19 protein-coding genes are annotated in these 21,218 nt (G+C 69.8%); 11 read left to right on the top strand and 8 right to left on the bottom strand.

Translation table 11 applies throughout. The features are described from left to right. The first annotated feature begins 126 nt into the window (after positions 1–126). Positions 127–1,533: a hypothetical protein gene (locus tag ACOKR1_RS09100; RefSeq protein WP_422936330.1), complete on the top strand. Its 1,407-nt coding sequence runs from the start codon at positions 127–129 to the stop codon at positions 1,531–1,533. 38 nt (positions 1,534–1,571) lie between these two features. On the opposite strand, the gene ACOKR1_RS09105 is transcribed toward ACOKR1_RS09100, so the two are convergent. After that, positions 1,572–3,386, bottom strand: a complete 1,815-nt coding sequence (locus tag ACOKR1_RS09105; protein WP_422936331.1) for an AMP-dependent synthetase/ligase — start codon at positions 3,384–3,386, stop codon at positions 1,572–1,574. A gap of 196 nt (positions 3,387–3,582) precedes the next feature. On the opposite strand from ACOKR1_RS09105, the gene ACOKR1_RS09110 reads away from it, so the two are divergent. Continuing rightward, the gene (locus ACOKR1_RS09110) at positions 3,583–4,602 is read left to right on the top strand and encodes an ROK family glucokinase (RefSeq protein WP_422936591.1); all 1,020 of its coding nucleotides are present in this window, start codon (positions 3,583–3,585) and stop codon (positions 4,600–4,602) included. 92 nt (positions 4,603–4,694) lie between these two features. Here the strand turns inward: ACOKR1_RS09110 and ACOKR1_RS09115 are convergent, their stop codons facing one another. Genes ACOKR1_RS09115 through ACOKR1_RS09125 form a run of 3 tightly spaced genes read right to left on the bottom strand, consistent with a single transcriptional unit; the run spans position 4,695 to position 6,764 of the window. After that, positions 4,695–5,234, bottom strand: coding sequence for a hypothetical protein (locus tag ACOKR1_RS09115; RefSeq protein WP_422936332.1), 540 nt, complete (start codon positions 5,232–5,234; stop codon positions 4,695–4,697). Then, the gene (locus ACOKR1_RS09120) at positions 5,231–5,989 is read right to left on the bottom strand and encodes an alpha/beta hydrolase (protein WP_422936333.1); all 759 of its coding nucleotides are present in this window, start codon (positions 5,987–5,989) and stop codon (positions 5,231–5,233) included. The genes ACOKR1_RS09115 and ACOKR1_RS09120 overlap by 4 nt, the downstream gene beginning before the upstream one ends. A gap of 19 nt (positions 5,990–6,008) precedes the next feature. Further along, positions 6,009–6,764: an alpha/beta hydrolase gene (locus ACOKR1_RS09125; RefSeq protein WP_422936334.1), complete on the bottom strand. Its 756-nt coding sequence runs from the start codon at positions 6,762–6,764 to the stop codon at positions 6,009–6,011. Between the two features lie 112 nt (positions 6,765–6,876). Between ACOKR1_RS09125 and ACOKR1_RS09130 the strand changes: the two genes are divergently transcribed. Beyond that, positions 6,877–7,638, top strand: coding sequence for a lysophospholipid acyltransferase family protein (locus ACOKR1_RS09130; RefSeq protein WP_422936335.1), 762 nt, complete (start codon positions 6,877–6,879; stop codon positions 7,636–7,638). 53 nt (positions 7,639–7,691) lie between these two features. Next, complete coding sequence (locus tag ACOKR1_RS09135) at positions 7,692–9,083, top strand: class II 3-deoxy-7-phosphoheptulonate synthase (protein WP_422936336.1); 1,392 nt, start codon at positions 7,692–7,694, stop codon at positions 9,081–9,083. 118 nt (positions 9,084–9,201) lie between these two features. On the opposite strand, the gene pknB is transcribed toward ACOKR1_RS09135, so the two are convergent. Together pknB and ACOKR1_RS09145 are read right to left on the bottom strand one after the other, a co-directional pair. Further along, positions 9,202–11,196: a Stk1 family PASTA domain-containing Ser/Thr kinase gene (gene pknB / locus ACOKR1_RS09140; RefSeq protein WP_422936337.1), complete on the bottom strand. Its 1,995-nt coding sequence runs from the start codon at positions 11,194–11,196 to the stop codon at positions 9,202–9,204. 60 nt (positions 11,197–11,256) lie between these two features. Then, a complete protein-coding gene (locus ACOKR1_RS09145; RefSeq protein WP_422936338.1) occupies positions 11,257–12,408 on the bottom strand; it encodes a lytic transglycosylase in 1,152 nt (383 codons plus the stop codon). A 184-nt stretch (positions 12,409–12,592) separates the two neighbouring features. Here ACOKR1_RS09145 and ACOKR1_RS09150 point away from each other — a divergent pair, with 184 nt between their 5' ends. Next, positions 12,593–12,946 carry an Rv2175c family DNA-binding protein gene (locus tag ACOKR1_RS09150; RefSeq protein WP_415853975.1) on the top strand — a complete coding sequence of 118 codons (354 nt, stop codon included), beginning with the start codon at positions 12,593–12,595 and terminating at the stop codon, positions 12,944–12,946. Positions 12,947–13,005: 59 nt separating this feature from the next. On the opposite strand, the gene ACOKR1_RS09155 is transcribed toward ACOKR1_RS09150, so the two are convergent. Both ACOKR1_RS09155 and ACOKR1_RS09160 read right to left on the bottom strand, forming a co-directional pair. Continuing rightward, positions 13,006–14,136 (bottom strand): polyprenyl synthetase family protein, encoded by a 1,131-nt coding sequence (locus tag ACOKR1_RS09155; protein ID WP_422936339.1) that lies wholly within the window; start codon positions 14,134–14,136, stop codon positions 13,006–13,008. A 2-nt stretch (positions 14,137–14,138) separates the two neighbouring features. Continuing rightward, the gene (locus ACOKR1_RS09160) at positions 14,139–14,684 is read right to left on the bottom strand and encodes a hypothetical protein (protein ID WP_422936340.1); all 546 of its coding nucleotides are present in this window, start codon (positions 14,682–14,684) and stop codon (positions 14,139–14,141) included. A gap of 149 nt (positions 14,685–14,833) precedes the next feature. On the opposite strand from ACOKR1_RS09160, the gene dinB reads away from it, so the two are divergent. The 6 genes from dinB (at position 14,834) to ACOKR1_RS09190 (ending at position 21,132) form a co-directional block, all read left to right on the top strand. Continuing rightward, positions 14,834–16,114 carry a DNA polymerase IV gene (dinB, locus tag ACOKR1_RS09165; RefSeq protein WP_422936341.1) on the top strand — a complete coding sequence of 427 codons (1,281 nt, stop codon included), beginning with the start codon at positions 14,834–14,836 and terminating at the stop codon, positions 16,112–16,114. 189 nt (positions 16,115–16,303) lie between these two features. Further along, positions 16,304–16,669, top strand: a complete 366-nt coding sequence (locus tag ACOKR1_RS09170; RefSeq protein WP_422936342.1) for a DUF3040 domain-containing protein — start codon at positions 16,304–16,306, stop codon at positions 16,667–16,669. Positions 16,670–16,963: 294 nt separating this feature from the next. Beyond that, positions 16,964–17,395 (top strand): division/cell wall cluster transcriptional repressor MraZ, encoded by a 432-nt coding sequence (gene mraZ / locus ACOKR1_RS09175; protein WP_307964498.1) that lies wholly within the window; start codon positions 16,964–16,966, stop codon positions 17,393–17,395. 12 nt (positions 17,396–17,407) lie between these two features. Then, entirely contained in the window at positions 17,408–18,595 is a 1,188-nt protein-coding gene (gene rsmH, locus ACOKR1_RS09180; protein WP_422936592.1) for a 16S rRNA (cytosine(1402)-N(4))-methyltransferase RsmH, read from the top strand. Further along, on the top strand, positions 18,592–19,251 hold the full coding sequence (locus ACOKR1_RS09185; protein WP_422936343.1) for a hypothetical protein: 660 nt from the start codon (positions 18,592–18,594) through the stop codon (positions 19,249–19,251). Before rsmH ends, ACOKR1_RS09185 begins: the two co-directional genes overlap by 4 nt. Positions 19,252–19,302: 51 nt before the next feature. Further along, entirely contained in the window at positions 19,303–21,132 is a 1,830-nt protein-coding gene (locus tag ACOKR1_RS09190; protein WP_422936344.1) for a peptidoglycan D,D-transpeptidase FtsI family protein, read from the top strand. Positions 21,133–21,218 lie beyond the last annotated feature (86 nt).

The following is a 21,218-nucleotide window of genomic DNA, read 5'->3' on the forward strand; positions in this document are numbered from 1 at the left end:
GGCTCCCGGGCAGGCAAGCGGCTACACTGACAGCGATCAGAGGCTGGGGCGGCGGAGCGTGAGCGCCGCCGCCCCAGCCTCCTCAAACGTCACCCAGTGACTGACCGACGAGCCTGAGCGGGAGCAATGACCGAGGAGAACACGCACCAGCACGACGCCGAGCCTGAGGGCGTCGCCGAGCCCACTCCGGAGGCCGAGGACGCCGCGAACCAGCCAGCGAAGGCGGCGAAGGCCGTCGACGAGGGCGCCGAGACCAGCCAGGCCGCGGAGCCCGAGGGGGAGACGCACGACGGCGGCGAGGAGCTTGCCGAGGCCGGCGCGCCGATCGAGGTGGTCACCGTCGCCGATGCGCAGGACCGCTCGTCCGCGGGCTCGCTCGCGGCCCTTACGATGCCCGAGCCGGTCCTCGGCTCGCTCGTGCCACCGGAGCCCGGGCGCCCGCCCGCGGGGTATCTGCCCCAGTCGCCGCTCCCGCCTGCGGGGGAGACCGAGCCGACCCGGATGACCGTCGGCGACCCGCAGCCTCACGTCTCCGCGGAGCCTGTTGTCGAGCACGCGGACGCCGCGCCCGAGGCCGCCGTCAGCGAGCGGCGCGCGCGTCCCACCGGACCCGAGCCGGCCTCGTCCCTCACGTCCGATCGGCTCATTGAGAAGGTCGCGTCGCCGCCCGTCGGCGGCTGGCGCCTGTGGCTCTACAAGCTCACGTTCGGATACGTGAACCTCGGCGACTCAGACGCCGTGCGGATGCAGCGTGCCCTCGAGCATCGCATCTCGATCCGCCTCGGGGACCGCACGCGCTACGTGCCGATCCTTTCGCGCAAGGGCGGCGTGGGCAAGACGACCGTCACGACCCTGCTCGGCATGGCCCTCGCGGGGCTCCGCGAGGATCGGGTGATCGCCCTCGACGCGAATCCCGACCGCGGGACGCTCTCAGATCGCAACCCCGGGCGCGCCAACTTCACCGCGCGGAGCCTCGTCAAGGACCGCTTCGGCGTCGACTCATTCGCGCAGCTTTCCGCCTACACGGCCCGCGAGGGCTCGCGGCTCGACGTCCTCGCGTCCGATGCGGACCCCATGGTCGCCGACGCGTTCGACGACGGCGACTACCGCGCCGTGACCGACATCCTGGGCCGCTACTACTCGATCGTCCTGACCGACTCGGGAACGGGCATGGTCCACTCGGTCATGAAGGGCACGCTCGACAAGGCTGACGCCGTGGTCCTCGTCTCGGGCGGCAGCGTCGACGAGGCCCGCCTCGCCTCCGAGACCCTCTCGTGGCTCGAGGCGCACGGCCGGCACGACCTCGTGAAGAAGGCCATCGTCGTGGTCAACATGGCTGCCGGCGACGGGACCCGCGTGGACATCGACGAGATCGAGGATCACTTCCGCACGCGCGTGGCCCACGTGATCCGCATCCCGCACGACCGGCACCTCGCCGAGGGCTCGCAGATCGAGTTCGAGAAGCTCCGCTCCGAGACGCGGCACGCGGCCAATGAGCTCGCCGCCCTCGTGGTGGACGAGCTCACCGACTGACGCCCTCCCGCCCAAGGGAATCCCGAGCCGGCGGCCCCTCAGACGGCCGTCGGCTTCGGCGCCGAGTAGATCTGCTCGACGACGTCGCTGAAGTCGGCCATGACCTTGGCGCGCTTGACCTTGAGCGAGGGCGTGAGGTGTCCCGACTCCTCCGTGAAGTCGGTTGGAACAACGCGGAACGCCTTGATCGCCTCGGCCTTGGACACCGAGCCGTTCGCCCGGTCGATCACGGTCTGAACGTGCTCGCGGACCACGATGTTGTCCGTGGCCTCCGCGACGGTCAGTGGGGGTTGGCCGTGGCGTTCGAGCCAGCCCGGGAGGGCCTCCTCGTCAAGCGTCACGAGCGCCGCGATGAACGGCCGCCCTTCGCCGACCACCACGACCTGGGAGACGAGCGCGTCCGCGCGGATCTGGTCCTCGAGCTGCGCGGGGGCCACGTTCTTGCCGCCCGCCGTGACGATGATCTCCTTTTTGCGTCCTGTGATCGTGAGGTAGCCGTCGGGGTCGAGTTCGCCGATATCGCCCGTGTGGAACCAACCGTCGGTGAACGTCTCGGCCTGAAGCTCAGGCAGCCGGTAGTAGCCGCGCATGACGCACACGCCCTTGGTGAGGATCTCGCCGTCGTCCGCGATGCGCACGGCGTTGCCGGGCAGCGGCGCGCCCACGGTGCCGATCTTGATGAGCGACGGCGTGTTGACGCTGATCGGGGCGGTCGTCTCGGTGAGGCCATACCCTTCGAGCACGAGGAGGCCGATGCCGTGGAAGAAGTGGCCGAGGCGCTTGCCGAGCGGCCCGCCGCCCGAGACCGCGTAGCGGATGTGCCCGCCCATCGCTGTCCGGAGCTTGCGGTACACGAGCGCGTCGAAGAGCGCGTGCCGAAGCCGGAGGCCCATGCCTGGCTTCCCGCCGTCGTCGTGCGCGGCTGACCACGCGATCGCGGTCTCCGCGGCCGCGGAGAAGATCTTGCCGCGGCCCTCGTTCTCCGCCCTCGTGGACGCCGAGTTGTAGACCTTCTCGAACACGCGCGGGACGGCCAGGATGAACGTCGGCTGGAAGCTCTGGAGGTCCGGGAGCAGGTTCTTGATGTCCGGCGTGTGGCCCACTTGGACGCCTGCCGCGACCGCGAGCACCGAGATGAAGCGCGCGAACACGTGGGCGAGGGGGAGGAACATGATGGTTTTCGCCCCGGGCGTGAAGACCTCGCTCACGGCCGCGACCGCGTTTTCGGAGAGCCCCACGAAGTTGCCGTGCGTGAGCTCGCAGCCCTTGGGCCGCCCGAGCGTGCCCGAGGTGTAGATGATGGTCGCGAGCGAGTCGAGCGTCGCGGCGGAGCGGCGGGCCTCGAGCTCCTCATCGGTGATGCGGGTGCCGGCCGCGCGGAGCTGATCGAGCCCCGCGGGGGTCATCTGCCAGACGTCCTTGACGGGCAGACCCTCGGAGTCGGCGGCAATCCGGATGATGTCCTCGTGGCCCGCCGTCTCGCCGAAGGCCGCGATCGCGCCCGAATTGCCGAGGTTCCACGCCACCTGGGACGGTGAGGAGGTCTCGTAGATGGGCACGGACACGGCGCCTGCGAACCAGATCGCGAAGTCGACGAGCGCCCATTCGTAGCACGTGCGTGCCATAATCCCGATGCGGTCGCCGGGGCCGATTCCGCTCGCCATGAGTCCCTTGGCGAGTTTCTCGACGTCCGCCCGGAACTCCTTGGCGCGGATGTCCTGCCAGGCGCCCGAGGCGTCGCGGCGGGCGAAGATCGCGGGATTGGCTGGCTTCTCTGCCTGCTCGATGACGAAGTCCGTCGTGTTCCGCGCAACTGCGTGGGGAACAAGGGGCGGGACGATCTTCTCGCGCACGGTGACTCCTTTGCTGTGCCCACGGGGGGTGCTGTCCCCACAGGGGGTGCTGACCCCACTGGGGGTGCTTACCTCAACCATAGCCAAGGCGGCGGCAGTGTGGCCTCCGCCACTTTGCGAAAGCTACTGGCCAGTAACATTACTCGGGAGGACGCGAGTCCGCCACTGTCCGCAGCCTTAGACTGGGCCGGTGCCCATTCAACGACGCCCTTTTCCGCCGCGCCGCCCGGCCGGCCCCCGACTCCGACGCCGCGGGCTCGCGATCGGTATCGACATCGGCGGAACGAAGGTCGCGGCTGGAGTGGTCGACGCCGACGGAACGATCCTGCGGGAGGCACGCCGCGCGACGCCCGGCTCGCAACCACGTGAGGTCGAGCGGGTCATCGTCGAGCTTGTCGACGAGCTGAGCGGCGACCATCGCATTGCCTCGGTGGGCATCGGCGCGGCCGGTTGGATGGACCTCGAGGGCGGCACCGTGCTGTTCAGCCCGCACCTCGCGTGGCGCAACGAGCCCCTGCGCGACAACCTCGAGCGGCTCCTGCGACGCCGAGTCCTCCTCACGAACGACGCCGATGCCGCCGCATGGGCCGAATGGCGCTTTGGCGCGGGGCGGGGCGAGCCGCGGCTCGTGTGCATCACACTCGGCACGGGCATCGGGGGAGCGATGGTCATGGGCGGTCGCGTCGAGCGCGGCCGCTACGGGGTTGCCGGGGAGTTCGGCCACCAGATCATCATGCCGGGCGGCCACCGCTGCGAGTGCGGGAACCGAGGCTGCTGGGAGCAGTACGCATCCGGAAACGCGCTAGGCCGCGAGGCGCGCGAGCTCGCGCGGGCCAATTCGCCTGTCGCGCAGGAGATCATCAAGGCAGTCGGCGGAGACGTCGACTCGATCACGGGCGCGGTCGTCACAGAACTTGCGCGCCTCGGCGACCCGGCTTCGCGCGAGCTGCTCGAGGACGTGGGTGAATGGCTCGGCCTCGGCCTCGCCAACCTCGCCGCCGCGCTCGACCCGGGTACGTTCGTGGTGGGCGGCGGCCTGTGCGACGCCGGGGACCTCCTGCTCGACCCCGCGCGAAGGGCGTTCGCCCGCAACCTTACGGGCCGCGGCTTCCGGCCGGCCGCGAGCATCCACCGGGCCGAGCTCGGCCCGCAGGCCGGACTCATCGGCGCGGCGGACCTTTCACGGGTCAACGCCCGGGCGGGTGGCTGGGGGTAGCGAGGGCGGTGCGTTGAGGCTCAGGTGGGTTAAGGCTCAGAGCCGGGCGCCGACTGCGTTTTCGCTACCCATGCGGGTGGTGCCTGAGGGGCTCAGAGCCGGGCGCCGTCGTCGCCCTCGGGCTTGTCGCGCGGGAGCCGCATGATGAGGAAGCCCACGGATGCGATGAAGATCGCGACGAGCCCCGCGATCGCGTAGCTCGGGATCCCGCGCCAGAACAGCGCCGAGAGCAGAAGCGCCACGGGTGCACCGAGCGCACCGATCCAGGAGAGGACCGACGCCGGATCGGCCCCGGCCAGCACGGGCTCGGGTTCCTCGGGGACGAACTCTCCGTCACCGCCGGCCGCCTCGTAGTCCCGAGGTCCCTCGCCCCGAGCGCCACTGAGGCCGAGTGGGTCGAATTCCGTGAAGCCCGGGCGCTTTCCATGTTCGGGTCCGGGCCCGGCCTCTGACGAGTGGGCTGCCGCAGCGCGCTCGGCCGCGGACGGCTCGAGGGGCGCTGGGCCGAACTCCTCGTCGTCCCAGCCGGGGCTCACCCGCGGGTCGCCGGAGCGGAGCCTCGCGACGAGGTCGCGCCAGATGTCGTCGTCGGCCTCGTGGTCGGCGCGATCCGGGTCCGGCTGGCCGTTCATGCCTGCTCCTGGGTCTGCGGCTGCGCGCCCTCGGACTGCGCCGACGTGACGTTGCGGATGAATTCCGAGGACCGCGCGAAGATCGTCTCGGCGTCGTTGTCGAGCGTCGCGACGTGATAGCTGTTCGGGAGCCGGATGAGCTCGATTTCCGTGCCGCCGTAGCGCCGCGCGATGGCGGCGACGCTGCGCTCGCTCGTGATGGTGTGGTCCACCGTCGAGCGGAAGACCTGGAGCGGCGCCGTGGCCTGGGGGAGCAGGCGGACCGTGTCGCGGAACAGGAGCTTGAGCTCGTGGGCGGCGGCGACGGGCACCCGAGCATAGGACTTTTCGTCCTGCCCCGGCTTCTTGATGTCGTTGCCGATCGCCGGGACGGAGCGCACGGCGTAGCGGATGATCGCGGAGAAGTGCGAGCGGGGATCGTCGACCACGAGGCCGGGGTTGACCACGGTGACGCCCGCGACGGGATGGAGGGCCGCGAGCCGCAGCGCGAGCGCGCCGCCCATCGAGAGCCCCGCGACGACGATGCTCGAGGACTCCCGGGCGAGGTCGAGGTACGCGGCCTCGAGGGCGTCGTACCACTCGTGCCACCGCCGGGTGGCCAGATCCATCCACGTGGTGCCGTGGCCGGGCAGGAGCGGAGTCGCGACCCGGAATCCATCGCGGCGCAGCGAATCGGCCCACGGTTCGACGCTCGCGAGACTCCCCGTGAAGCCATGGCTCAGGACGACGCCGACCGGCGCCGTGACGCTGTTCATGTCAAGCATTATGCCCCGATCACGCCCCGACGGCGGGGTGAGCGGCTTTCGCGGCGCAGCGCTCGAAGAATTCGGCCGTGCGAGCCACGATGAGCAGCGCCTCGCGATCGCGCGTCGCGACGTGCGGGCTCTCATGGAGCGGGACGAATTCGACGTCGTCGCTCGCGACCCGCCGCAGGATGCGGGTCATGGACGACGGCGGGACCACGGGGTCGGCGTCCGACTTGAACGCGAGCAGGGGTGCCGTCACCTTGGGGAGCGCGCGGTCCGTGGCGCGGAAGAGCTGCCGGAGCTCGTACACGGCCGCAAGCGGCGTGACGGGATAGTCGCCCTCGTCGCCAACGGGCTCCGGCGCCGCGGGCTCGTCGATGGGGGCTGTTGTCCGGAGGAAGTGCCGGATCGCGCCGATGTACCGCACGCGCCAGTCGTAGAAGCCGAGCCCGGGATTGACGACCGCGACGCCGGCAACGGGGAGACGCGAGGCCGTCCGCAAGGCAATCGCCCCGCCCATCGAGAGGCCCGCGAGAAACACGACGTCGTTGCGCGCGGCGACGCGTGCGCACGCTTCCTCGAAGCATTCGGTCCACTCGCGCCAGCGGCGCCCCTCGAGGTCCCGCCAGTCGGTTCCGTGGCCAGGAAGCCTGGGGACCTCGACGTCGAAGCCGCGCGCGGCGAGCCCTTTCGCCCACGGTGCGACGGACGAGGGCGAACCCGAGAACCCGTGGCACATCGCCACTCCCCACCGGGCTCCGGGACGATCGATCGGTGCGGCCATGCTCCCATCGTGGCACCGCCACGCTGCCAGCGCACGAATTCCCCAGCACGCCGGGCGGGTCCTCACTAGAGTGGGAGCGGCAAGCGCACGCCCTGACGGCGGAAGGCACACGTTGATCTACTGGGTCCTCAAGCGGATTTTCATCGGACCGATCGTCAAACTCCTGTTCCGGCCGTGGGTGAAAGGGCGCGCGAGCGTTCCGAATGAGGGGCCCGCGATCCTCGCCTCGAATCACCTCTCGTTCTCGGACTCGATCTTCATGCCGCTCATGGTCCGGCGGCCCGTGGTGTTCCTCGCGAAGCAGGAATACTTCACCGGCACGGGGCTCAAGGGCTGGCTCACGGCCGCGTTCTTCCGCCTCACGAATCAGCTCCCCATGGACCGCTCGGGCGGCACGGCGTCGACGGCGTCCCTCACGGCCGGCGCCGAGGTGCTCCGGCAAGGAGGCCTGCTCGGCATCTATCCCGAGGGGACCCGCTCGCCGGATGCGCGCATGTATCGGGGAAAGGTGGGCGTCGCGCGGCTCGCGCTCGAGACGCGCGTGCCCGTTGTCCCGGTCGCGATGATCGGCACGGACAAAGTCCAGCCGATCGGTCAGCGCTTCCCGTCGATCCGCCGCGTAGGGGTGATCTTCGGCCAGCCCCTCGACTTCTCGGAGTACTACGATCGCGCCGACGACCGCGACGTGCAGCGCATCGTGACGGACCGGATCATGCAGGAGCTCCAGCGCCTCTCGGGCCAGGAATACGTGGACGTCTACGCCGCGACCGTCAAGGCCCAGCTCGCCGCCAAGCCTGAGGCCGAGGCCGCGCCGGGGGACGCGAAGCGCAAGCCTCGCAAGCGGCACGGCGAGGGGACGACGACGGGCGCGTGAAGCGCCGTCGTCACGCGGCTTGGCAGGCATTCGCGCTGAGCTAGCCTTGTCTCGTGACTCAACTCTCCACGCCTCCGCCGGCCCCGTTCACGAGCACGTCCCAGAGCGGCGCAGCCGACTACCCGGGGCTTGACGACTGGCGTTCGCTCCCCGCGTCCCAGCAGCCCTCGTGGGCGGACGCGGCGACGTTCACGCGTTCCGTGGCTGAGCTCTCCGTCCTCCCGCCCCTCGTCTTCGCGGGCGAGGTGGACCTGCTTCGCCATCGCCTCGCGGACGCGGCACAGGGCCGCGCGTTCCTTCTCCAGGGCGGCGACTGCGCCGAGACATTCGAGGCCGCGACGGCGGACCGGATCAGTGCCCGCGTGCGGACGATCCTCCAGATGGCGGTCGTGCTGACCTATGGCGCCGCGATGCCCGTCATCAAGATGGGTCGCATGGCTGGCCAGTTCGCGAAGCCGCGCTCCTCGGACACCGAGACGCGGGAGGGCGTGACGCTCCCGGCGTACCGGGGTGACATCGTCAACGGCTATGAGTTCACGCCCGAGACGCGCGCGCACGACGCGGGCCGCATGCTGCAGGCGTACCACACGTCGGCGGCGACCCTGAACCTCATCCGCGCGTTCACGCAGGGCGGCTTCGCGGACCTGCGGCTCGTCCACGCGTGGAACCAGGGGTTCACGAGGAACCCCGCCCACGCTCGGTACGAGTCGCTGGCCCGCGAAATCGACCGGGCGATCACGTTCATGGACTCGTGCGGGGCAGACTTCGAGGCGCTCCGGCGCGTTGAGTTCTTCGCGAGCCACGAGGCGCTCCTGCTCGACTACGAGCGCGCCCTCACGCGGATTGACTCGCGCACGGGCCTCCCGTACGACACGTCGGCGCACTTCCTCTGGATCGGGGAGCGCACGCGCGAGCTCGACCACGCCCACGTCGACTTCCTCTCTCGCGTGCGCAACCCGATCGGCGTCAAGCTCGGCCCCGGCGTCTCGGGCGACGACGCTCTGCGCCTCATTGACAGGCTCGACCCCGAGCGCGAGCCCGGCCGCCTCACGTTCATCACCCGCATGGGGGCGAAGAATATCCGCGAGAAGCTCCCTCCCGTCGTCGAGAAGGTCACGGCCTCGGGCGCCCGTGTGCTGTGGGTTACCGATCCCATGCACGGCAACACCGTCACGTCGCGCAACGGCTACAAGACGCGGCGCTTCGACGACGTCGTGGACGAGGTCCGCGGCTTCTTCGAGGTGCACCACGCGCTCGGCACCGTGCCCGGCGGCCTGCACATGGAGATGACGGGAGACGACGTGGCCGAGTGCCTCGGCGGCTCAGACCCGATCGACGAGGCCGCGTTCGAGGACCGCTACGAGTCGGTGTGCGATCCGCGCCTCAACCACATGCAGTCGCTCGAGATGGCGTTCCTCGTCTCGGAGGCGCTGACCAAACGGTGATTCCGGCCAAACGGTGATTCCGGCCAAACGGTGATTCCGGCCAAACGCTGACCGCTCTACGGTTGCGCCGTCACGTTCGCAGGGTGTCCCACCCCGCGAATGTGACGGCGCAACCTTCTCAGACGACCGTGAGCGTGATGGTCGAGCCCTCCGGAACCTCCTGGTCCGCGGGGCTCTGGGAGCGGACGGTGCCGAAGAACCCGCCGAGGACGTTCTGGATCTTGACCGTGAAGCCGAGCTTCTGGAGCGCGTCCTGCGCCGTGCTGACCTGCTGGCCCACGAAGTTGGGCACGTGCACCATGCGCGGGCCCTTCGACAGCGTGAGCGCAACGGTGGAGCCCCGCGTGAGGCTCTGACCCGCGGCGGGATTCTGGGTGACGATTGACCCAGCCGGAATCGTGCGGTCGAACACGGGGGTGTCCACGACGGAGGGCTGGAAGCCGGCCGCCGTGAGGGCCGCGACGGCGTCCGCTTGCGTCATGCCCACGACCTTGGGGATCGGGATGGGCTGCGGGCCCTTTGAAACCGTGAGGGAGACGCGGCTACCGTGCCTGAGCGGGGTCCCAGCCGCCGGATCCTGGGCCATGACAGTCCCCGCCGCAACGGTGTCGCTGTAGGACTCGGTCACGTTGCCGAGGGCCATCTTCGCGTTCGCGATGGTCTGCTTTGCGGCGTCGAGGGGCGTCGCCGTGAGCTGCGCGAGCGGGAACAGCTCAGGTCCCTTGGAGACCATGAGCTCGACGCCCTGAAACTTGCGGATCTGGGCGCCGGCGTCGGGCGTGCTCGCGACCACGAGCCCGGCGTTGACCGAGTCGTCGAAGATGTCGTGGGTCGTGAAGCCGAAGCCAGCCTGCTGGACCAGGGTCTGGGCCTGGGCCACCGTGAGGTTCTTGACTGGAGGCACCGTGGCGAGCGCGCCCGGTCCGAAGCCGAAGAACCAGCCGATCGCAGCGGCGAGGAGGGCAAGGACGACGACGATGGCGAGCCACACGATGCCGCGTCGCCGGGGATTGCCCTTTCCGAGCTGGTGCGTGGGGCGCGCGGCCGCCGCGCGCGCGGCGCGATCTGCCTCCTTGGCCTGCCGCTTCTGCTCGCGCGGGCTGGGTGGTTCCTCGGGCTCGGGCCGCGGCATGACCGAGGTGTGGGACCCGCCGTAGGCCGTGATGACCTCGGTGCCGCGCGGCATGGCCTCGGTCCGGTCCCCGGACAGTCGTTCCGTGAGGGAGTCGCGGGGATCGAGGGCTCCGGGGGCTCGGTAGTCGAGCTGAGCGTCGGTGAGCGAGAGCCGGATGTCGCGGATCTCGCCGAGGAGGGCTCTCGCGCTCGGCGGCCGGCCGGCCGGGTCCTTGCGGGTCATCCACCCCACGAGCTCGTCGAGTTCGGGCGCGAGGCCCGGTGCGCGCTCCGACGGCGGCGGAACGTCGTCGTTGACGTGCTGGTAGGCAACGTGGGTCCGCTCGGGGCCCATGAACGGCAGCGTGCCGGTCAGCATCTCGAAGAGCATGATGCCGGTCGAGTACAGATCGCTCCGCGCGTCGACGGGGCGCCCCGTGAGCATCTCCGGGGGGATGTACTCGGCGGTTCCGAACAGCGTGTCGGTGACCGAGGTCGCGGAGAGGCTCCGGGCGAGGCCGAAGTCGCCGACCTTGACGCGACCGTCGTCCGCGAGCAAGACGTTCGCGGGCTTGACGTCGCGGTGGATGATTCCGGCTGAGTGGGCCGCCGCGAGGCCATCGACGACCGCGTCGATGAGCGCGAGCGCCTGCTTCGGCGCGAGCGGCCCATTCTCGTCGAGGAGGTCCCGGAGCGTGCGGCCCTGGACGTACTCCATGACGAGGTACAGGACGCCGCCGTCTTCGCCGCGGTCGAGCATCGAGACCACGTGGGGATGCGAGAGCTGGGCAGCGGCGATGGCCTCGCGTTCGAAGCGTTCCGCGAAACTGCGGTCGCGGCTCAGATGGGGGTGGAGCACCTTGAGGGCGACCCGCCGGCGCAGCGACGTGTCCATCGCGAGATAGACGGTCGCCATGCCCCCGGTTCCGAGCAGCGACAGGACCTCGTACCGGGCCCCCACGAGGGAGCCGACGAGGCCGTCGGTGTGCTGTCCGTTCACCCTACGATCCTATGTCGCAGGTCTCCGAGCCGCCGTGAGGCGGGAGCCGAACGGCGAGTGTCAGCGGAACAGGGCCATGTCAGCGGTGACCGCCTTGACGTAGTCCTTCGTGTCGTTGAACATCCCGCGCCTCGCGACCGAAGACTGGCCCTGGTAATAGCTCGCGATGGCCGTGTTCTGATCGTGGGTCGCCGCGACCAGTGCACGGAGGATCGCGACGCCGGCCGTCGCGTTGTCGCGCGGATCGAGCGGATTGAGCGTCCGCCCCACGAGCGACGACGCCCAGTCCGCCGTCGACGGCACCACCTGCATGACGCCGATCGCGTTCGCGGGGGACACCGCGCGCTGGTTGAAGCCGGACTCGTGGTATGCGATGGCCTGGGCGAGCACGGGGTCGACGCCCATCTTCCGCGCGGTGTCCGCGACGATCTGGCGCATCTGGTCGCGCGTCGGGACGGGCGAGGCGTTGAGCAGGCGCTTGTTCTCGTTGGCCGAGGCGACCACGGCGTCCGGGTAGGTGAAGCCGAGGAAGCTCTTGTCCACGAGCGGCTTGGGCGCTGCGGAAGAGGCAGGCGTCACGGACGACGCGGGGCTGATAGCGGGGGCCGGCAGCTTGAGCGAGCGCCCGGCATAGATCACGGACGAGAGGCTCAGGCCGTTTGCGGCGAGGAGATCGCCCATGGGGACCTTGAGCTTCGCGGAGATGCCGTAGAGCGTGTCTCCGGGCTTGATCTGGTACGATCCGCCCGGCTGCGCGGCCGGGGCCGGAGCCGCGGCGGGCGCGGTTGCCGGCGCGGGGGAACCCGTGAGCTTGAGCTTCTGCCCCGGGAAGATGAGCGAGCTGGGCTGGAGGTTGTTGAGCTGGAGCACGTTGTGCCAGTCGAGCCCGTAGCGCGACGCGATGCCGATCACGGTGTCGCCCTTTGCCACGGTGTAGTCGGCGGGCGCTTGCGGGGCCTCGGGCACCAGCGCCGGCGCGAGCCGCGAGGGGACGAGCGCGGCGATCTCGGAGGCCGGCACGACGTCGGCCTGCTTCGTTCCCTCTGGGGCGACGGCCGAGGCGCTCTGGACCTGGGCGGGCGCGGGCTCGGCGTTGGCGGGTTGGGCGAGAGCGAGCGAGGACAAGACCACCGCGGGCAGGGTCGCCGTCGTGACGGCGACCGCAGGCAGCATGGTCTTGGCCCCGGGCTGAGCGTTGCGGATGGCCGACATGACAAGTCCTCCGTGTGGCGCTTGTGACTGATGTGACTAAAGTGATGACATAACACTTGCGATACATATGTGACTGAAGTGAATCTCTCACGGATCCGTCATGAGCACAAGGCGCGAGCGTGCGCGCACCCAGAATCTGGGCGCCGACTAGGAGCGGTGAAGGGGTCCGTGGCACGCTTGACGCGTGAGTGAAATTGAACAGCTGGTGTCCGAGTGGCTGCCGTTGCCTGACGTTGCGGAGCAGCTTGGCTGCAAGATCACCAAGGTGCACGGCCTTCTCGATGAGAGAGCCCTCGTGGCGCTGAGGGTTGGCGAGCGCGGCATCAGATCGGTCCCGGCGCTCTTCCTCGACGGCGCGCACGTGGTCGACAGCCTTAAGGGCACCATCGCCGTCCTTGCGGACGCGGGCTTCTCCGACGAGGAGCTCATCACGTGGCTCTTCACCCCCGATGAGTCACTGCGCGGCCGTCCGATCGACGCGCTCCGCGAGGGCCGCAAGACGGAGATCCGACGGAGGGCGCAGATTCTCGCGTGGTAGGCCGGTCCTCGCGTGGGTCATGCGACGGCCCTGCCCGGTGAGCTGAAGGGCCGTCGGGGCTAGGCGGCGCGCTGCACCGCCGAGAGCCCGAGGCTGCGCAGGGCCGCACGCACGTCGGCCGCGAGGTGGAGGTCCTCGAGGGCGTCGAACGCCCGGCCCGAGAGGCCCTCGATGAGGTCTTCCGTGGCGGCAAGCGCGCCGCTCTCGCTGATCACGCCGCGGAGCCGCTCGACGTCGTCGTCGCCCAGGTCCTGCCGCCCAAGGCTGCGCTCGAGCAGTGCGCCGCCCTGCGCCGTCGCACGCTCAAGGGCAAAGGCGACGAGGACGGTGCGCTTGCCCTCGCGCAGGTCGTCTCCGGCCGGCTTGCCGGTGGTCTGGGGATCGCCGAAGACGCCCAGCACGTCGTCGCGGAGTTGGAATGCCTCGCCGAGGGGGAGCGAGAAGCGCGAGTAGGCGGCGAGGAGCGCGGCGTCCGCGCCGGCGAGGGCTCCGCCGATGCCGAGCGGATGCTCGGTCGAATACTTGGCCGACTTGTAGCGGATCACGTTGGCGGCCGCAGCCACGGCCTCGCCGCGCGGCCTGCTCGGCCCGGCAACTTCCTCGAGGATGTCGAGGTACTGGCCCGCCATGACTTCGGCCCGCATCGTATTGAAGATGCGGCGCGCGGCGGTCCCCGAGGCGGCCGCGGGTCCGATGGCGGTGAAGGCTTCCTCGCTGAACGAGAGGCACAAATCGCCCGTGAGGATCGCGGCCGCCTGGCCGAAACGCTCCTCGTCGAGCGCCCAGCCGCGGTCGCGGTGCAGCTGCCCGAATCTGCGGTGCACGCTCGGACCCCCGCGGCGGATATCGGAGCGGTCGATGATGTCGTCGTGGATGAGGGCGGCGCCCTGGAACAGCTCGAGCGCAACGCCGGCCTGGACGGCCTCGCGGCCGAGCCTGCCTCCGCCGGCTCCCCGCCAGCCCCAGTAGCACAGGAGGGCGCGCAGGCGCTTGCCTCCGGTCACGAGTCCCGTGATGGCGTCCATGAGCGGCGCGACGTCGCGGGAGACCCCGGACATGGCTTCGCTCTGGACAGCGAGGAAGCTGTCGAGCTGGACCGCGAGCTCGTCGCGGTAGGCGGACTGCTCCTGCTGTGTCTGGTCGCCGAGATCCTCTTCGTGCTGCTGGGGCTGGGCGTGGTCGGCGGACATGGCTACTTGATGGTCCCGGGGGCCACCGATGCGCCGACCGTGAACGTCGTGCGCCCGTTGACGACGACGACCGCGACGTTGACGGTCTCCTTGCCGCCCGAGCGGACGAAGTCTTGGCTGTCCGTCGTTCCGACCTTGGTCTTGGCGGCGGCCGTGAAGCCCTGGCCCGTGAACTGGCCCGCGTAGTAGTCGAGGATCTGGTCCGCGGTCGCCGAGGTCGAGGCCACGAGCGAGGCGGTCTGGGGGTTGGCCGTGGCGTCGTAGCTCGTCTGGAGCGTTGTGGACCCCGGCATGATCGGGACCACCTGCTGCGGGAAGCCCGGCACGAGCGCGTTGACCGTGGCCGACGCGGAGCCCGAGGGCGTCGAGCGGGCGCTCCCGGAGGCGCTCGCGCTGGCCGAGGACGACGGCGACGATGCTGCGGCGGTCTGCGTGGGGCTCGGGGACGGGCTCGCTCCCGCATTGGACGAGCAGCCGACGAGGGCGAGAACAGCCAGGGCCACCCCCGGGATCAGGCCTCCGCGACGGTTCATCAAGTTGACTGGCACTCGTATCCTCCACACGTTCGTTTCGTTCAGTCGTCTCGCTGCTGCTCGGTCCTGCCGTCAGGGCCGAGCCCCCGGACAAGTCTAAGTGGCCGTGTGGGGCACGTTTCAGCCGGGGACCGTTGGCGGCCCCGCCCGCCTACCATGGGTAGGTGGAGAACCGAGATGGGCGCGACCCCCGCGAGCCGCTCGACGAGCTGCGCCGGCGCGGCATCCTCCACGTCGACATGGACGCGTTCTTCGTCGGGGTCGAGGAGCGCGAGCGGCCCGAACTCCGCGGCCGCATGGTGATCGTGGGCTTCCCTGCGGACCGTTCCGTGGTGCTCTCGGCGAGCTACGAGGCCCGGGCCTTCGGTGTACGGAGCGCCATGCCCATGTCGGCCGCCCTCCGGTTGTGCCCGACCGCGATCGTCGTCGAGCCGCGCCACTCTCTTTATTACGGCGTCTCGCGCGAGCTCATGGCCCTCCTCGGCGAGTTCACGGACCTCGTCGAGCCGCTCAGCGTCGACGAGGCCTTCCTCGACGTGTCCGGAGCCGTCCGTCGGCTGGGCGCGCCGGAGGCCATCGCCGCGTCGATCAAGCAGGCGGTTCGATCCCGCCTCGGGCTCACGGCGTCGGTGGGCGTCGCCTCGACCAAGTTCGTGGCCAAGATCGCCTCGACGCGGAGCAAACCGAACGGGCTGCTCGTCATCCGGCCCGAGGACACGGTTCCCTTCCTGCATTCGCTTCCCGTTGGGGCTCTGTGGGGGATCGGCGGCAAGACGGCCGAGGTGCTTGCCCGGCTCGGCATCCACACCGTGGCGGATCTTGCCCACACTCCGGACTCGACCCTCCAGCGCGCCCTCGGCGCCCCCGGCCTCCACGCCAAGGCGCTCAGCTGGGGCCTTGATGATCGCCGCGTGACGCCGCAGCGGGAGGAGAAGAGCATCGGCGCCGAGGAGACGTTCGCGAGCGACGTGGCCGAGGATGAGGTGCTGCGCCGCGAGCTCTTGCGCCTCGCGCATCGGATCGCTGGCCGCATGCGCTCGGCCGGGGTCCAGGCCGGCACGGTGGCACTCAAGCTCCGCTACGCAGACTTCTCGACCCTTTCGCGGTCCCGCGCCCTCACCATACCGACCGACTCAGCCCACGTCCTCTACGAGGAGGGAACGCGTCTCCTCGCGAACCTCGGCGCGCGGCCGCAGAGCGTACGGCTCATCGGGCTCCGGGGGGAGAAGCTTTCGCGCGGCGGGGGAGCCGTTCAGCTGAGCCTCGAGCGCCGCGACGACAACTGGCGCACCGCCGAACAGACGCTCGATGCCGTCACGGCCCGCTTCGGGCACTCGTCCCTCAAGCCTGCGAGTCTGCTGGACGAAAGTGGGGAGCGCCGCCGTCCGCCCGGGCCCTCCGGTGCCCCTCCGCCGCCCGGGGGACCTTCGGCCTCTTTTGGTTGACGGGTCCGGGGCCTATCCTTAAAAGACCTTGAATATCGGTGAAAGCATCGTATCGGCGGGCAGTCGGGGAGCCTCAAGGGCGGGCGGCACGCTCGTCGGCCCCGTCAGATGCTCGCGGAACTGGACGTCGGTCCGATGCGTTGTGCTCTTGGCGGACCCGTCCGTCGGAGCAAGCATGAAGGAGTCGCGATGCCTCTCTCCGAGCACGAACAGAAGATGCTCGAGCAGCTTGAGAAGCAGCTGCACGAGGAAGACCCCAAGTTCGCCGATTCCATGGGTGCCGATGCGCTACGCCGATTCTCCACGCGTCACATCGTCCTCGGAGTCCTGGGTGTGATCGTGGGGCTGATGGTCCTGCTCCTCGGCGGGGTCCAATTCTCCAACGTGTTCGTCGGCGTCATCGGATTCCTGATCATGGGCGCGAGCGTCTACTACGGAACGTTGCGGGGCGCGGGGCGGATGCGCGGCCCGCGCAAGGCAGCTGTGGCGCCGAAGGCCGGGTTCCTGGCCCGCCTCGAGGCGCGGTGGGACGAGCGGCGACGCGATCAGGGTTAGCCCCCAGAACGCCCCCACTTTCCTCCCCAGGCCACCGCAGGGACCCGCTGAATGCGGGTCCGCGGTCGTTTAATGGCTCGGAACGGGCCCCGGCCACCATTCCCCTCCCCAGACCATCCACTTTCCCCCACCCCGGATCTCTCCTGAGATTCCGGGGTTTTTTCATGCTGAACGTGCGCGAGAACACGCCGTGTCGCGTTGACGGTGGGGAGTAGTGGAGTAAAGTGGTGGCTGTAAGAGGGAAGTGGCGGATAGGGACGTGCAGCTCCTCGGATCAGACGGGTGGTGGTGCCGGTGTTGCTCGGTACTCATTCGCCGCGTCTGGACGAGAAAGGGCGGCTCATCCTCCCGGCCAAATACCGCGACGAACTAGCCGACGGGCTGGTTCTGACCCGGGGCCAGGAACGCTGCCTCTACGTCTTCAGCCAGAAAGAGTTCGAGCGAATCCACGAACAGATGCGAGAAGCCCCTATCTCCTCGCGTCAGTCACGGGACTACCTCAGGGTCTTTCTGTCTGGAGCCTCTGACGAGGTGCCTGACAAGCAAGGGCGCGTCACGATTCCGCTGAACCTTCGCAAATACGCGGGGCTCGACCGGGACCTCGCCGTCATCGGCGTAGGAACTCGGGCGGAGATCTGGGACGCCCAGGCGTGGGAGGACTACCTCACTGAGAAGGAAGCCTCCTTCTCGGAAACCGATGAGGACGCCCTGCCAGGGCTCTTCTGACGGAACGGCCGGCTGGCCGAGATCTCCAGCCGCCCGCGGCTCCGTCCTGGCTCACCTTCCCCGGAGCCAGGCTGGAACCCACGGTGCGGAGGGGGATCCCGATCAGCCGGCGGATCGCCGCGCGGGACAGGTGCGGCAACGGGAATGCAGCACGGGACAGGTGCGGCACTCCCGGTACAGACACGGCACCAAGGAGGGGACATGCCGCAGCAGGACGACGAACGACCGACCTCGGAACGTCATGTTCCCGTCCTCAAGGAGCGTTGCGTCGCTCTCCTGACGCCCGGCGTCGAGGCCGCCCGCTCGGCAGGGCGCGCCCCCGTCGTCGTCGATGCCACTCTCGGCATGGGCGGGCACAGCGAGGCCATCCTGGAGCGCTTCCCCGACGTGACGCTCGTGGGGGTCGACCGCGACGAGCAGGCCCTCGAGCTCGCCGGAGCCCGGCTTGCGCGATTCGGCGAGCGTGCCCGCCTGGTCCACGCCGTCTACGACGAGATCCCCGAGGTGCTCGAACAGCTCGGCCTCGACGGCGCCGACGGGATCCTCATGGACCTCGGCGTCTCCTCGCTTCAGCTCGACGAAAGGGAGCGCGGCTTCGCCTATTCCTATGACGCGCCGCTGGACATGCGCATGGACACGAGCCGCGGACAGACGGCCGCGGACGTCGTCAACACGTACAGCGTCGAGGACCTCACGCGGATCATCCGGACGTGGGGCGAGGAGAAGTTCGCCGGGCGGATCGCGCGGCGCATCGTCGAAGACCGAGCCGACCGGCCCTTCGAGACCACGGGACAGCTCGTCGAGGCCATCCGGGCGGTCGTGCCGGCCAGCGCCGCGCGGACCGGCGGGCACCCCGCGAAGCGCACGTTCCAGGCCCTTCGGATCGAGGTCAATGAGGAACTCGACGTGCTCGAGCGGGCCGTGCCCGGCGCCGTCGACTCGCTGCGGCTCGGCGGGCGAATCGTCGTCATGTCCTACCACTCGCTCGAGGACCGCATCGTCAAGGGTGCGCTGCAGTCCCGCTCGCGCTCGTCGGCCCCTCCAGGCTTCCCGGTCGAGCTCGAGGAGCACAAGCCCGAACTCAAGACGCTCACCCGCGGCACGGAAGTCCCGACCGCACAGGAGATCGAAGAAAACCCCCGGGCCGCCTCGGCCCGACTGCGAGCCGCCGAACGCATCAAGATCAGGAGCACACGATGAGCGCAGCCGCCCAGCGGAAGGTCGTGACGAACGGGACCTCCGCCGTCGCGCGTCCCCTCGCACCCGCCACGAGTGCCCCGCGCCGCGCGCCCCTCTCTGTTGTGCGCAGCGCGCCGGCCCGCCGCCGCGCCCCGTTCGCGATCTTCTGCCTCGGAGTGCTCGCGGTCGCGCTCGTCGCGGTCCTCGTGCTCAACATCGCGGTGTCGACGGGGCAGTACCAGCTCGTGCAGCTGCGGAGCCAGCAGATGGGGCTCGAAAAGCAGAACCAGGATCTGGCGCAACGCGTCCAGAACTTCGAGGCTCCCCAGAATCTGGCCGCCCGCGCGTCACAATTGGGCATGGTCGCAGCGACGTCGAAGGGTCAGATCGATCTCAAGACGCTCCTCGTGACCGGGATGCCGAAGCCTGCGGCGAAGGGCGGCGCCGCGGGCGCGGTCATCGCCGCGCCGGAGGTGCCCGGACTGGTTGTCGCCACTCCTGCGCCGTCCGCGCAGGCGGCCGACGCGCTCAAGCCGGACCCCGCCACGGCGAAGTCCGCCTCAGGCACGCCCGCCTCGGCGGCGTCGCCGGCACCGGCCGCGACCCCGGCCACGCCAGCGCCGCAGCTGAACGGCGGGTCCGTGCCCGCGCCGAAGCAGAAGACTCCCGGGCAGTAGACGGGTCCGACCTCACCGGCACCGGGCCGGGGACGAGCAAGGGACAAGAGCGTGGCCACATCGACCAAGAAGCCCGCCGGCCGACCGCCACGGCGGCCGCTTGACCGCGACCGGGCCGGGAGCGCCACGCGCCGGCTGAGGGTTGGTGTGGGGGTCATGCTCGCGCTCCTCCTCGTGATCGGTGGGCGGCTCCTGCTCGTGCAGGGGCTCGGCGTCGGCGGCTACGCTCAGGCCGGCCTGAGCAAGAGACTTCAAACGACCGTGCTGCCCGCTGAGCGGGGGAGCATCCTCGACGCGTCCGGCAAGGTGCTCGCCCAGAGCGTGATTCGCTACAACATCACGGTCGATCAGACGACGGCATCGAACTTCACTGAGTACAGGCGCACCGAGAAGGACGGTGACGGCACCAAAGTCGTCACCGTGAGTCGGAGCCAGGCGATCTCGGACCTGGCCGGCGTGCTGGGGATGACCGTGGACCAGATCACCTCGGCGGTCACGGGCGACAAGAGGTTCAACTACGTGGCCCGCAACGTCACCCCGGACGTCGAGGGCCGCGTCTCCGACCTGGCGTTCCCCGGCGTGTACTCCGAGGGATCCTCCCAGCGCGTCTACGCCCAAGGGGCAGTGGCCGGAAACCTCGTGGGCTTCGTGGGAAGCGACGGCACGGGCCTCGCTGGCGTCGAGCAGACGCAGAATAGCCAGCTCACGGGCAAGGACGGAAAGAGGACCTTCGAGATCGGTGCCGACGGCCTCCGGATCCCTGTTGGCACCGACGAATACACGCCCGCCCAGAACGGCCAGACCATCAAGCTCACCATCAACTCCGACCTCCAGTATTTCACCCAGCAGGCCCTCCAATCGCAGGTCGACAGGTACAGCGCCGAGTGGGGCATTGCCATCGTCGAGGACACGCAGAGCGGCAACATCGTCGCGATGGCGGACTCCAACGCGATGGACCCCAACGACCCTGGAAAGTCGGCGGCCAAAGACCGCGGCGTGCGTGCCGTGACGGCGGCCTACGAGCCGGGCTCGGTCGAGAAGACGCTCACCATGTCGGCGCTCCTCCAGGAGGGCAAGGCCAACCCGCTGAGCGAATACACCGTGCCCCCGACCGTCACGATCGACGGGCAGACCTTCGCCGACGCGTTCACCCACGGGACTGAGAAACGGACGCTTGCGGGCATCCTCGGCTACTCGATGAACACGGGAACAGTGCTGGCCGGGCAGGCGCTCAGCAAGCAGGACCGCTACGACTGGCTCACGAAGTTCGGGATCGGCCAGGCACCGGACGTCGGACTGCCCGGGGAGGCGAACGGCATCCTCGCGACGCCCGACAAGTGGGACGGCCGCCAGCAGAACACCGTGCTCTTCGGCCAAGGCCTCACGCAGTCGACCCTCCAGACCGTGCGGGCCTACCAGACGGTCGCGAACAACGGGCTCCTCGTCCAACCGCGGCTCATCGACGGTTACGTCGGCGCGAACGGCACCGAGCACAAGGCGGCGACGCAGCCCTCGAATCAGGTGATCAGCAAGGCGACCGCGCAGCAGGTCAAGGACATGCTCGAGAGCGACGTGACCAAGGGCGAGGTCAAGCCGGCCGGCATTGACGGCTACCGCGTGGGTGCGAAGACGGGAACTTCGGAGGCGCCCCGCGAGGACGGCGTGCCGGGCTACGACGGCGTGACGTCGTCGCTCATCGGCATGGCCCCCATGGAGAACCCCCGGTTCATCGTCGCCGTCGTGATCCAGCGGCCCAAGGGGGACATCTTCGGCATCGGCAACGCGGACGTGTTCCGTTCCGTCATGTCGCAGACGTTGCGCCTGTACAACGTGCCGCCGTCCAGCGGTACGCCCGCCGCGCTCCCGCAGTACGCCCAGTAGTGCCGACCCGCCGGAGGTGCTCGCCGGTGGCTGCGGCGCACGCCACCGCGCGCGGTCGGGCGCCCCGATCCGCCCCGCAGGCCCGC

The organism is Sinomonas sp. P47F7 (genome assembly GCF_049332655.1).
In the GTDB taxonomy this organism is placed as follows: Bacteria; Actinomycetota; Actinomycetes; order Actinomycetales; family Micrococcaceae; genus Sinomonas.